General features: G+C 70.7%; 11 protein-coding genes. 7 read left to right on the plus strand and 4 right to left on the minus strand.

The window, feature by feature from the left end; genetic code table 11:
- Positions 1-63 precede the first annotated feature (63 nt).
- The 7 genes from CEG14_RS13170 (at position 64) to CEG14_RS13200 (ending at position 7,869) form a co-directional block, all read left to right on the plus strand.
- Positions 64-717 (plus strand): DsbA family oxidoreductase, encoded by a 654-nt coding sequence (locus CEG14_RS13170; RefSeq protein ID WP_179280593.1) that lies wholly within the window; start codon positions 64-66, stop codon positions 715-717.
- A 532-nt stretch (positions 718-1,249) separates the two neighbouring features.
- A complete protein-coding gene (locus tag CEG14_RS13175) occupies positions 1,250-2,257 on the plus strand; it encodes a methionine ABC transporter ATP-binding protein (protein ID WP_094826793.1) in 1,008 nt (335 codons plus the stop codon).
- Positions 2,257-2,922, plus strand: a complete 666-nt coding sequence (locus CEG14_RS13180; protein ID WP_094826794.1) for a methionine ABC transporter permease — start codon at positions 2,257-2,259, stop codon at positions 2,920-2,922. Before CEG14_RS13175 ends, CEG14_RS13180 begins: the two co-directional genes overlap by 1 nt.
- A gap of 32 nt (positions 2,923-2,954) precedes the next feature.
- A complete protein-coding gene (locus CEG14_RS13185) occupies positions 2,955-3,839 on the plus strand; it encodes a MetQ/NlpA family ABC transporter substrate-binding protein (RefSeq protein ID WP_094826795.1) in 885 nt (294 codons plus the stop codon).
- Positions 3,840-3,871: 32 nt separating this feature from the next.
- Positions 3,872-5,194 (plus strand): LLM class flavin-dependent oxidoreductase, encoded by a 1,323-nt coding sequence (locus tag CEG14_RS13190; protein ID WP_094826796.1) that lies wholly within the window; start codon positions 3,872-3,874, stop codon positions 5,192-5,194.
- A gap of 22 nt (positions 5,195-5,216) precedes the next feature.
- Positions 5,217-6,536, plus strand: coding sequence for an LLM class flavin-dependent oxidoreductase (locus CEG14_RS13195; protein WP_094826797.1), 1,320 nt, complete (start codon positions 5,217-5,219; stop codon positions 6,534-6,536).
- 73 nt (positions 6,537-6,609) lie between these two features.
- Positions 6,610-7,869, plus strand: coding sequence for an acyl-CoA dehydrogenase family protein (locus tag CEG14_RS13200; protein ID WP_094826798.1), 1,260 nt, complete (start codon positions 6,610-6,612; stop codon positions 7,867-7,869).
- A gap of 66 nt (positions 7,870-7,935) precedes the next feature.
- On the opposite strand, the gene CEG14_RS13205 is transcribed toward CEG14_RS13200, so the two are convergent.
- The 4 genes from CEG14_RS13205 to CEG14_RS13220 all read right to left on the minus strand — a co-directional run bounded on the left by CEG14_RS13205 (position 7,936) and on the right by CEG14_RS13220 (position 11,702).
- Complete coding sequence (locus tag CEG14_RS13205; RefSeq protein ID WP_094826799.1) at positions 7,936-8,904, minus strand: Bug family tripartite tricarboxylate transporter substrate binding protein; 969 nt, start codon at positions 8,902-8,904, stop codon at positions 7,936-7,938.
- Positions 8,905-8,969: 65 nt separating this feature from the next.
- On the minus strand, positions 8,970-10,316 hold the full coding sequence (locus CEG14_RS13210; RefSeq protein WP_094826800.1) for an NAD(P)H-dependent oxidoreductase: 1,347 nt from the start codon (positions 10,314-10,316) through the stop codon (positions 8,970-8,972).
- Positions 10,317-10,410: 94 nt separating this feature from the next.
- On the minus strand, positions 10,411-11,322 hold the full coding sequence (locus CEG14_RS13215; RefSeq protein ID WP_094826801.1) for an NAD(P)-dependent oxidoreductase: 912 nt from the start codon (positions 11,320-11,322) through the stop codon (positions 10,411-10,413).
- On the minus strand, positions 11,319-11,702 hold the full coding sequence (locus CEG14_RS13220) for a VOC family protein (protein ID WP_094826802.1): 384 nt from the start codon (positions 11,700-11,702) through the stop codon (positions 11,319-11,321). Before CEG14_RS13220 ends, CEG14_RS13215 begins: the two co-directional genes overlap by 4 nt.
- Between the last annotated feature and the right edge of the window lie 82 nt (positions 11,703-11,784).

Consider the following 11,784-nt stretch of genomic DNA (forward strand, 5'->3'; position numbering starts at 1 on the left):
GTCGCCAGGCGCCGCGCTTTGGCGCATCATGTCGGCATGTTCCCGCGCTTTCCGGAGCCCCGCATGATCATCGACATCGCCATCACCTCCGACTTCATCTGCCCCTGGTGCTTCATCGGCGAGCGCCGGCTGGCGCGCGCGCTGGCCTACCTGCCCGACGGTACCGAGGTCGCGCTGCAATGGAAGCCGTTCGAGCTGAATCCCGGCATGCCGGCCGAAGGCGTGGAGCGGCGCACCTACCGCACGCAGAAGTTCGGCAGCTGGGAGCGCAGCCGCCAGCTCGATGCGCAGGTCATGGCGGCCGCCAGCGACGACGGCATCGCATTCGACTACGACGCCATGACGCGCACGCCCAACACCTTTGCCGCGCATCGCCTGATGCAGCTGGCGCAGCGCGAGGGCGTGGCCACCGCGCTCGCGCAGGCGCTGTTCGCCGCCTACTTCGAGCAGGGACGTGACCTGGGCGACGCCGCCACGCTGGCCGACCTGGCCGCGCAGGCGGGGCTGGACCGCGCCGCCGCGCTTGCTTACCTGGCCGGCGACGATGGCAGCGACGCCGTGCGCGCCGCCGAGCGCGAAGGCATGGCGCGCGGCATCCGCGGCGTGCCGCTGTTCGACATCGGCGGCGAAGTCGTGAGCGGCGCGCAGCCGCTCGAGGTGTTCGTGCTGGCGCTGCAGCGCGCCTTCGACCGCGCCAGCCAGCCCGCCACGGCCTGATCCGGCCGGGCCCCTGCGGCGGCGCACGCCGCGGCAGGGGCTGCACGCCGAACCCATCCCGACCACGTCTCGGCCGCATCGCGGCCACATCGCGGCCCCGTCTCGGCCACCTCTCGGCCACCGCTCCACCACCGCTCCGCCACCTCGCGTCCGCCGTCCGCGTCCTGCCGCGCTCGCGCGTCCACCCGCGTCGCACGCCCTCGCCGCGGCCGCCCGCGCTGCACGGCGCGCGCCCCGCGCTCGCCATAAACAAACAACCCCACGCCGCATATCCATAAAACCGCCGCGCCGATATGGATATGCGCATTCCTTTGTTGGCGCCATGCGGCCGCCGGTCGAACAATGAAATCCCGATACACCGACCGGGCCCGGCCCGCCGACGCGACATGCACGAATCCCGGCGCACAGCGCCCCGCCAGAAGTCCGCAGGGCCCGCGCCCGCCGCCCTCCTCGCCGCCCTCCACGGTGCCCGCGCCGGTGCCCGAGCCGGTGCCCACGCCGGTGCCCACGCGCACGGCACCGGCCGCAGCCGATGAGCGCCGTGTTCCGACTGGAGCATGTCTCCAAGACCTACTCGCGCGGCGGCGACACCATCCACGCATTGAAGGATGTCTCGCTCACCATCCCGGCCCGCTCGTTCTTCGGCATCGTCGGCACCTCGGGCGCCGGCAAGAGCACGCTGCTGCGTCTGCTCAACCTGCTCGAGTCGCCCACGCAGGGCACGATCCACTTCCGCGATACGCCGCTCGCCGGGCTCAAGGGCGCGGCGCAGCGCGACTACCTCAGCAAGGTCGCCACAATCTTCCAGCACTTCAATCTGTTCCATGGCCAGACGGTGCTGGAGAACATCGCGTTTCCGCTGGCCGTGCGCGGGGTGCCGCGCGCCGCCCGCCTGAAGAAGGCGGCGGAGCTGGTCGAGCTGGTCGGCCTGCAGGGCAAGGAGCGCGCCTATCCCTCGCAGCTTTCGGGCGGCCAGAAGCAGCGCGTGGGCATCGCGCGGGCCCTGTCGGCCGACGCCGAAGTACTGCTGTGCGACGAGGCCACCAGCGCGCTCGACTCCGAGACCACGACCGTGATCCTCGACCTGCTGCTGCGCCTGAAGCAACAGCTCGATCTCACCATCGTGCTCATCACCCATTCGTGGGACGTGGTGCGCTATGCGGCCGACTCGGTCACGCTGATCCAGGACGGCCGCGCCCGCGAAACCGGCGACGTGCGCGACCTGCTGCATGACGCCGACTCGTACCTGGGCCGCCAGCTGCTGCCCGCGCCCGACCTCGGCTTCGCGCCGCAGCAGGGCTGGGTCCGTTACGACCTGATCCTGGCCGACGTGCGCGCCCAGAGCACCTTCTTCTCCGACGCGGCGCGCCGGCTCGACGTGACCGCCGCCGTGGTGTCGGGCGGCGTGGAGCGACTGGGCGGCATCGACGCGGCCCGTTTCAAGGTGGACTTCGACCTGCGCGACAAGGCGCCCTCGGTGCGCGAGGCGCTGTCGTCGATCCTGCGTGAAAAAAGCATCGTGCTAGGCAAGGTGGCCTGATGAACCGCGACTGGAAACAATACATTCCCGACTTCTGGGACGCCCTGGGCCAGACGCTCTACATGACCGCCCTGTCCGGCGTGCTCGTCATCACCCTGGGCATCACCATCGGGCTGGTGCTGTATCTCACCGCGCCGAACTCCTGGAAGCCCAACGCCGCGATCTATCACACGGTCAACACCATCGTGAACGTGGGCCGCTCGATCCCGTTCATCATCATGATCGTGATCCTGATCCCCGTGACCCGCATCGTCGTGGGCACGCCGCTCGGCCCGGCCGCCGCGCTGGTGCCGCTCACCATCGGCTTCACGCCTTTCTTCTCGCGCCTGATCGAGAGCAATCTGCGCGAGCTCGACCAGGGCCGCATCGAGGCGGCCAAGGTGATCGGAGTGACCACGCCGCAGTTCATCTTCCGCATCCTGCTGCCCGAATCGCTGTCCGGCATCATCGGCTCGGCCACCATCATCCTGGTGGGCCTGGTGGAAGGCACCGCGGTGGCCGGCGCGATCGGCGCGGGCGGCGTGGGCGACTTCGCCCTGAACTACGGCTACCAGCGCTGGTTTACCGAGCTCATCGTGATCGCGGTCGTCGCGATGGTGCTGATCGTGCAGACCATCCAGATCAGCGGCGACCTGTGGATCCGGCTGCGCCGGCACAAGCGCTGAACCTCCCCTCGTTCCTCCCAGAAGGCAGTCTCATGCAACACGCCCGTCCGCAACGCCCCGCACACCGCCTGCTCGCGGCCCTGTCCGTCTCGCTCGGCCTGATCGGCGCCCCCGCGCTGGCCGCGCAAGACACCACCACCAAGGTCCCAAGCGAACCGCTCAGGATCTACGTGACGCCCACGCCGCAGGGCGACGTGCTGCGCTACGTGCAGAAGCTCGCCGACCAAAACGGCAACGGCCTGAAGCTGCGCGTGATCGAAAGCAGCCAGGGCCTGGACTCGAACCAGCTCGTGCTCAAGGGCGACGTCGATGCCAACCTGATCCAGCACCGGCCCTTCTTCAACTCGTGGATCGCGGCGCATCCCGAGGGTCGCGACAAGCTGGTGAACGTGGCCACGCTGCTGGTGAATGTGTTCGGGCTGTACTCGTCGAAGTACAAGTCGCTCGAGGACATCCCGGAAGGGGCATCGTTTCTGGTGCCGAACGAGCAGACCAACCTGCCGCGCGCGCTCTTCATCCTGCAGAACGCGGGCCTGATCAAGCTCAACCACGGCAGCTCCGACGGCTCCGCGGCCGCGGTGGCCATCGACGAGAAAAGCATCGTCGAGAACCCGAAGAGGTTCAAGTTCATCCCCACCGAGACGCGCCTGCGCGCCAAGTCGCTGCCCGACGTCGAGGCCTCGTTCATCAACGGCGACATCGCCCTGACCCACGACATCGACCCCGCCTCGGCCCTCGCCCTCGAAGACAAGCAGGGCAACCCCTATGCCAACGTGCTGACCACGCGCCGCGAGCTGGTGGGCGACCCGCGCATCCAGCTGCTGGTCACCTACCTCACCGGCGACAAGGTGGCCGCCTACATCAACGAAAACTACAAGGGCTTCATCGTGCCGGTGCAGCAGCGCCTGGTGCCCTGAGCGCCTTCTTCTCACTCGCCCCAGGTGAACCGATGAGCGCACAGCCTCCCCGACAGCTGCATCTGAACGTCAACGCCTGGCTGCAGGGCTTCGTGCCCTCGGCCTGGCGCGTGCCCGAAAACGACCCGCGCGGCTTCGTCGACGTGCAGCACTACATCCGCGTGGCGCAGGCGGCCGAAGCCGGCAAGTTCGACGCCATCTTCCTGGCCGACTCGGTCTCGACCGACGGCCTGGCGACCGGCCCGGTCACGGCGCTCGAACCCACGGTCGTGCTGGCCGCCGTGGCGGGCGCCACCCGCAACCTGGGGCTCATCGCCACCGCCTCCACCAGCTACAACGAGCCCTACAACATCGCGCGCCGCTTCGCCTCGCTCGACCACGTGAGCGGCGGCCGCGCGGGCTGGAACGTGGTCACCACCGCCGACGGCCTGTCGGCCAAGGCCTATGGCCGCGACGCCGTGCCCGACCACGCGGAGCGCTACCGCCGCGCCGGCGAGTTCACCCAGATCGTGAAGGATCTCTGGAACAGCTGGGACGACGACGCCATCGTCGGCGACGCCGCCAGCGGCCAGTTCGTCGACACGGACAAGCTGCATCCGGTGCGCCACCAGGGCGAGTTCTATTCCGTGCAGGCCGTGCTGAACCAGCCGCGCTCGCCGCAGGGCCATCCGGTGCTGCTGCAGGCCGGCGGCTCGCAGGACGGCCGCGCGCTGGCCGCCCGCCACGCGGAGGCGGTGTTCTCGGCCTCGCAATCGTTCGACGAGGCCGTCGCCTATGCGCGCGAGCTCAAGGCGGGCGCCGAGGCCCTGGGCCGCGCCCCCGGCAGCCTGAAGGTGTTTCCCGGGCTGGGCGTCTTCCTGGGCGGCACCGAGGCCGAGGCGCGCCAGCGCCACCGCGAGCTGATCGAGCTGGTGCCGGTGGAACACAGCCTGCGGCGCCTGGCCGGCCGGCTGGGTGTGCCGCCCGAGCTGCTGCATCTCGACCGCCCGCTGCCACAGGACCTGCCGCTGCCCAACAACGGCAACGGCGGCCACACCTTCTTCCGAGCGATCCTGGCGCGCTCGCGCGAACACGGCTACACGCTGCGCCAGCTGCTGCAGAACATGGCCGGCGGCGGCGGCCACCGCGAGATCGTCGGCACGCCGGAACAGGTGGCCGACGATATCGAACACTGGTTCCGCGGCGGCGCCGCCGACGGCTTCAACCTCATGCCGGGCCTGCTGCCCAGCGGCCTCATCGAGTTCGTCGAACACGTGGTGCCGATCCTCCAGCGCCGCGGCCTGTTCCGGCGCGACTACGAGGGCAGCACGCTGCGCCAGCACCTCGGCCTGCCCGTGCCGATCCCGGCGCGCTGACCCCACCCCTTTCGGACTCCCCATGACGCAACCGCAACGCCAATTCAGCCTGGGCGCCTTCCTGATGCAGACCGGCCATCACATCGCCGGCTGGCGCCATCCGGAGGCCCAGGCCGACGCCGGCAGCAACTTCCGCCATTACGTCGACCTGGCCCGGCAGGCCGAGGCCGCCAAGTTCGACGCCATCTTTCTGTCGGACTCCTCGGGCATCCGCAGCACCCATCTGCCCTCGCTGGGCCGCACCGCGCGCAGCGACTTCTTCGAGCCGGTGACCCTGTTGTCGGCGCTGGCCGCCGTGACCGAGCGCATCGGCCTGATCGCCACCGTCTCGACCTCGTTCCACGAGCCCTACAACGTGGCGCGCAAGTTCGCCTCGCTCGACCAGATCTCGGGCGGGCGCGCCGGCTGGAACCTGGTCACCTCGAGCGGCTCGACCGAGGCCCAGAACTTCAACCACGACTCCCTGCCCGAGCACGCCGAGCGCTACGCGCGCGCCCGCGAGTTCCACGACGTGGTGCTGGGCCTGTGGGACAGCTGGCGGGAAGACAGCTTCCCGCGCGACAAGCGCAGCGGCATCTATCTCGACACCGACACGCTGCGCGTGTTGAATCACCGCGGCGAACACTTCCAGGTGCGCGGGCCGCTCAACGTGAATCGCTCGCCGCAGGGCCGGCCGGTGGTCGTGCAGGCCGGCGCCTCCGAGGCCGGCCGCGACCTGGCGGCGCGCACGGCCGAGGTCATCTTCGTCGCGCACCAGACCTTCGAGGAAGCGCGCGCGTTCTACGCCGACATCAAGGGCCGGCTGCCGGCCCACGGGCGCCGGCCCGAGGACGTGCGGATCATGCCGGGCATCTTCCCGGTGGTGGGCCGCACCCAGGCCGAGGCCGAAGAAAAGTTCGAGCAGCTGCAGTCGCTGGTCGATCCGGTGGTGGGCGTCGCCCTGCTCTCCACGGTGATCGGCGGCGTCGACCTCAGCGGCCTGGACGTGGACGGCCCGATCCCCGCGCTGCCCGAGACCAACGGCCCGAAGAGCCGCCAGCAGTTGCTGGTGGACCTGGCGCGGCGCGACCGGCTGAGCATCCGGCAGCTCTACCTGCGCATCGCCGGCGCGCGCGGCCACCAGCAGGTGATCGGCACGCCGCAGACCATCGCCGACCAGCTGCAGCAGTGGTTCGAGGAAGGCGGGGCCGACGGCTTCAACATCATGGCGCCGTGGTTTCCCGGCGGCCTGACCGACTTCATCGAGCTGGTGCTGCCCGAACTGCGCCGGCGCGGCCTGTTCCGCACCGAGTACCAGGGCCGCACGCTGCGCGAGCACCTGGGCCTGGCGCGTCCGTCCTGACCACCCGTTTCCACCGCCGTGCCGCCCGCGGGCAGGCCTGGCGCCCACCTCTTCCCTGACTGCGACATTCCTCATGGCCGACTCCACCCGCATCCCCACGCAAGCCGACACCACGCCCCACACGGCCCTCGGCACCCCGCCCAGCGAGCGCTACGAACGGCTGGCGCAGACCTGGCGGCCGATCTTCGCCCGCATCCGCGCCAGCGCGGTCGAGCGCGACCTGGCCCACCGCCTGCCGCATGAAGAGCTGGCTTGGCTGCGCGAGACCGGCTTCGCGCGCGTGCGCCTGCCGCACGTGCACGGCGGCGCCAGCGCCACGCTGCCCGAGTTCTTCGCGCTGCTGATCGAGCTGGGCGCGGCCGACACCAATGTGGTGAACGCGCTGCGCGCGCATTTCGGCTTCGTGGAAGACGTGCTCACCGCGCCCGACAGCGCCTGGCAGGCGCGGTGGCTGCGCCAGCTCGGCAGCGGCACGGTGTTCGGCGCCGGGCTGTCGGAGGCCGGTGGCGCCAAGGTCGGCAGCTTCGCCACCGCGCTCACGCGCGGCCCCGAGGGCCTGCGCCTGAACGGCACCAAGTTCTACACCACCGGTTCGCTGTTCGCCGACCAGATCACCGTGGCCGCACAGGATGGCGACGAGGTCGTCTATCTCCAGGTGCCGCGCACTGCGCCGGGCGTGGAGGTGGTGGATGACTGGGACGGCTTCGGCCAGGCGCTGACCGCCAGCGGCACCACGCACTTTCGCGACGTGAAGATCGAGCCCGACTGGCTGCGCCCCTCGGCGGTGCGCTTTCCGTATGCCGTGGCGTTCTACCAGCTGGTGCACCTGGCCTCGCTGGCCGGCATCGCGCGCGCGCTGGCCGACGACGTGGCGCTGCGCGTGCGCCAGCGCGACCGCGTCTACAGCCACGGCAACGCCGCGCGCGTGGCGGAAGACCCGCAGATCCTGCAGGTGGTGGGCCGCATCCAGAGCGCCGCCTACGCCGCGCGCGCCCTCACGCTGCAGGCGGCCGAGGCCATCCAGCGCAGCTACGATGCCCACACCGATCCGGCGGCCACCGAGGCGCAGCGCCTGGCGCCGACCACCGCGGCCCACGTCGAGGTCGACCAATCGGTGTCCGTCATCACGCGCCTGGTGCTGGAGGCGGCCACCGACCTGTTCGACGCGCTGGGCGCCTCGGCCACGCTGCGCACCGCCGGCCTGGACCGCTACTGGCGCAACGCCCGCACCATCGCCTCGCACAACCCGCGCGTCTATCGCGAGCGCCAGGTCGGCAGCTACGCGGTCAACGGCACCCCGCCGCCCACCTCGTACCGCGTCGGCCAGGGCTGAGCCGCGCCCGCGCCATGAAAAGAAAGGCGTGCGGGTCGCCCCGCACGCCTTGCGCTCACGCCCGCCTCACTGCGCGGTGATGTGGTTGTCCTGGATGAGCTTGGCCCAGGTCGCGAGCTCGCGATCGACGAACTTGCCCAGGTCCTGCGGCCCCATGTAGACCGCGAACCCGCCCTGCTCCTCGATCTTCTGCCGGTACGCATCGCTCGCGACCACGTGCTTGATCTCGGCGGCCAGCTTGTCGAGCACCGGCTTGGGCGTGCCGGCGGGCGCAAACAGCGCGAACCACGATTCGATCTCGTAGCCGGGTAGGCCCGCCTCCTTGGTGGTGGGGACGTCGGGCATCGACGGGTGGCGGCGCGGGCCCGCGTAGGCCAGCGCACGGATCTTGCCCGCCTTGACCTGCCCGATCATCGAGGGCGGCGTGGTGATGAACAGATCGACCTGCCCGCTGATGAGATCCTGCACCACCGGCCCCGCGCCCTTGTAGGGCACGTTGGTGAGCGGCACGCCCGTCTTGTTTCCGAACAGCACGCCGGCGATGTGCTGGATCGAGCCGATGCCCGAAGAGGCGTAGAACAGGCCCTTCTGGTGGTTCTTGCCATAGGCGATCAGCTCGGTCAGGCTGTGCACCGGCAGCTTGCCGCTGGCGGCAATCACGTGCGGGGCCCGCATCACCAGCGCCACCGGCGCGAAGTCGGCCGGCTTCCAGCGTATGTCGGGAAACAAGGCGGGGTTGCCGACGTGATAGCCGGAGTACTGCAGCAGCAGCGTGTAGCCGTCGGCCGGCGCGCGCGCCACCTCTTCGGTGCCGATGTTGCCGCTCGCGCCGGGCTTGTTTTCCACCACCACGGCCTGGCCGAGATCGCGCGTCATCTGGTCGGCGAGCAGCCGCGCCACGATATCGGTGGAGCCGGCCGGCGCGCTGGGCACCACCAGCTTGACCGGCCGTTCGGGATACGTGGCCGCCGCCAGCGCCGGGGCGCTCGCGGCCAGCCCGAGCGCCAACAGCGCCGTGATTCGCATGGTTCTCATGGGTTGTCTCCTGTGCTGGATTGAGGTCTTGTTGCCGCCGTGGGCGGTGACCCGCCCCGGATCCGTTACGCGCTGGCCGTGAAGGTTTGCTCCATTTCGCGGCGCAGCCGGTATGCAGTGAGGGTGTCGTCGACCAGCACGTCGTCCCAGGTGAGGGGCTGGTCCTTGGCGACGGGCCGCAGCAGGCGCATGCCATGCGCCAGGCCCAGCGGCAGATAGCGGCGCGCGAGCGAGGCGCTCGCGGGCGCCAGCTTGCCGTAGACGGCGTAGCCGCCCTCGCCGTCGAGCATCTCGCCTTCGCGCAGGGCCCGCTTGGTGGTGGCCACCACGTCGGCATGGAAGCCGCGCGCGACACCGGTGGGCTCGCCGCGCAGCCCCACGCTGGCCACCGAAATGCCCAGCTCCAGGCCGATCAGGTGCCACTTCTTGTACTGGACCATGTTGCGCCCGCCGGGATCGGTGAACACCTGGTATTCCTTGAAGCAGCGCTGGATGTAGTCGGTGGTGGCCTCGACGCAGACCCACACGCCCTTGCGGAGGTCGTATCCCACCGGCGTGCCGTCGGCGCGCAGCGACGACACCACTTCCACCATGCCCTTGCGCTCCAGCACCCCGCCCTCGCTGCGCAGCCGCATCACCGCGGGGATCTCCTCGACCGAGGCCGGCGGAAAGCGCAGGCCCTCCGAGGGCGCCGCCAGCCCGCAGGCGTTGGCGATCGCCGCGCTCTCGATCGCCGGCTTGCTGCCGTCGAGAAAGGCGTTGAACATCTTGGGATTCATGCCGCCCTCGCGGGCCTGCTCGGCCGACACGCCCCAGTGCTCCCACACGGTGTCGGGCGTGGACTCGCGGAACTGCGGCAGCCACTTGTGGCCACGGCCGGCCGCCATGATCGGAAAGCCGCAGGCGCGCGCCCAGTCGACCAGCTCGCAGGCCAGCGCCGGCTGGTCGCCGTAGGCCATCGAATACACGACGCCCGCCTCGCGCGCCCGCTGCGCCAGCGCGGGGCCGCAGAACGCGTCGGCCTCGACCGTCACGTTGATCACCGGCTTGCCCTCGCGAAACGCGGCCAGGCAGTGCTCGACGGCCGCGGCCGGGTTGCCGGTGCATTCGATCACGATGTCCACGGCCGGATGCGCCACCAGCGCGTGCCAGTCGTCGCCGACGTGGGTGGTGCCCATGCGCAGCGCCTCGTCGATCGAGCGGGCCTGCGCGCGGCCCGCGTCCCAGCCGATGCGCGCCAGGTTGGCATGCGCGTTGGCGGGCGAGAGGTCGGCGATGGCGACCACGTGCACGCCCGGCGTGCGCGGCGCCTGCGCCAGATACATGGAGCCGAACTTGCCCGCGCCGATCAGGCCCACGCGCAGCGGTTTGCCCTGGTCGGCCCGGGCGGCGAGCTGGAGATGAAAGTTCATGTTGAAGGTCGTCGTAGTGAGTCGGATGTGGGCCCGCGCCGCTGCGCGAGCCGGAGGAAAGCGCCTGGGTCGTGCAAGAATGGCCGCGGCGTCGTCAGCCCCCGCCGTCAGCAATGCGAAATCGGACGTCGAGCAAGGCCTCGAACACGCGGATCATGGCGCCCTTGTCTTCCTTGCCGTGCCCGGCGCGCAGCGCCATCTGGTAGGTGGCCGTCGCGGCGGCCAGCACCGGCATCGGCACGGTGCGCGCGGCGCCCAGCTCGGCCGCGCTCACCAGGTCCTTGTAGGCCGCCGCCAGCGGATAGCCGTCGCTGAAGTGGCCGCGCAGGATGCGCGGCAGGAAGAACTCGGAGGCGTAGCTGCGGCCGGTGCCGCCATTCACCACGGCCGCCGTGCTCGCGGGATCCAGCCCCAGGCTCGCCGCCATGGGCAGGATCTCGGCCAGGGCGGCGCAGTTGATGTCGAACAACAGCTGATTGACGAGCTTGGCGAGCTGGCCGCAGCCGGCCGGGCCCATGTGCAGGATCTGCTCGCCCATGCGCGCCAGCCAGGGCCGGGCCGCGTCGAAGGTGTCGGCCGCGCCGCCGCACATGATGGTGAGCGTGCCGGCCTCGGCGCGCGCCTGCATGCCCGACACCGGCGCGTCGAGAAAGCCGATGCCGGCCTGCGCCAGCCGCGCGTGGATCGCCAGCGTGGCGCCGTGCGCGATGGTGCTGGTGTCCACCACGATCGCGCCGGCCGTCAGCGCCTCGGCCAGACCGCCCGGGGCGAACAGCACCTGCTCGACCGCCGCCGTGTCGGGCAGGCACAGGAACACCAGCCGCGCGGCCGCCATGCCCGCGGGACCCTCGGCCACGCGGGCGCCCTGCGCGCGCAACGCGGCGCAGGCGTCGGGCCTGCGCGACCAGATCAGCAGCTCCGTGTCGTCGCCCAGCAGGTTGCGCGCCATGGGCCCGCCCATCTGGCCCAGGCCGATGAAGCCGAGCGTGGTGCGCGCCCCGCTCATGCGTCCGCCCGTTCGGAGATCTCGATCAGGTTCAGGTCGGGATCGCGCAGATAGATCGACCGGATCGGATAGCAGGCGCCGGTGCGCGCCACCGGCCCCTCGATGATGCGGGCGCCGCGCGCGGTGAGCGTGGCGATCACCGCGTCGAGCGGCTCGCTGGCGATGAAGCAGAGGTCGAGCGCGCCGGGCACGGGCAGATGCGCGTTGGGCTCGAACTCGGCGCCGCGCACGTGCAGGTTGATCTTCTGCTGGCCGAAGCGCAGGGCCTTGCGGCCCTGCCCGAAGGTCTCGAGCTGCATGCCCAGCAGGCCGACGTAGAAGGCCACGCAGGCGGCCTCGTCGGTGGTGGTGAGGACCAGGTGGTCCAGGTGATCGATCATCGAGGTCCCTTGCCGTTTCACGAATGGGAGCAATCTAGATCCGATCCGCTCCACCCTGGAATCCCTGATCCGGCATACGGTC

This window comes from Bordetella genomosp. 1 (assembly GCF_002261335.1).
Classification (GTDB): Bacteria; Pseudomonadota; Gammaproteobacteria; order Burkholderiales; family Burkholderiaceae_B; genus Bordetella.

What these genes read in the sequence shown, in the direction of transcription:
- CEG14_RS13205 (WP_094826799.1), bottom strand. Translation starts at nt 8,904, where the DNA reads ATGAGAACCATGCGAATCACGGCGCTGTTGGCGCTCGGGCTGGCCGCG.
- CEG14_RS13190 (WP_094826796.1), top strand. Translation starts at nt 3,872, where the DNA reads ATGAGCGCACAGCCTCCCCGACAGCTGCATCTGAACGTCAACGCCTGG.
- CEG14_RS13185 (WP_094826795.1), top strand. Translation starts at nt 2,955, where the DNA reads ATGCAACACGCCCGTCCGCAACGCCCCGCACACCGCCTGCTCGCGGCC.
- CEG14_RS13170 (WP_179280593.1), top strand. Translation starts at nt 64, where the DNA reads ATGATCATCGACATCGCCATCACCTCCGACTTCATCTGCCCCTGGTGC.
- CEG14_RS13175 (WP_094826793.1), top strand. Translation starts at nt 1,250, where the DNA reads ATGAGCGCCGTGTTCCGACTGGAGCATGTCTCCAAGACCTACTCGCGC.
- CEG14_RS13215 (WP_094826801.1), bottom strand. Translation starts at nt 11,322, where the DNA reads ATGAGCGGGGCGCGCACCACGCTCGGCTTCATCGGCCTGGGCCAGATG.
- CEG14_RS13195 (WP_094826797.1), top strand. Translation starts at nt 5,217, where the DNA reads ATGACGCAACCGCAACGCCAATTCAGCCTGGGCGCCTTCCTGATGCAG.
- CEG14_RS13210 (WP_094826800.1), bottom strand. Translation starts at nt 10,316, where the DNA reads ATGAACTTTCATCTCCAGCTCGCCGCCCGGGCCGACCAGGGCAAACCG.
- CEG14_RS13200 (WP_094826798.1), top strand. Translation starts at nt 6,610, where the DNA reads ATGGCCGACTCCACCCGCATCCCCACGCAAGCCGACACCACGCCCCAC.
- CEG14_RS13180 (WP_094826794.1), top strand. Translation starts at nt 2,257, where the DNA reads ATGAACCGCGACTGGAAACAATACATTCCCGACTTCTGGGACGCCCTG.
- CEG14_RS13220 (WP_094826802.1), bottom strand. Translation starts at nt 11,702, where the DNA reads ATGATCGATCACCTGGACCACCTGGTCCTCACCACCACCGACGAGGCC.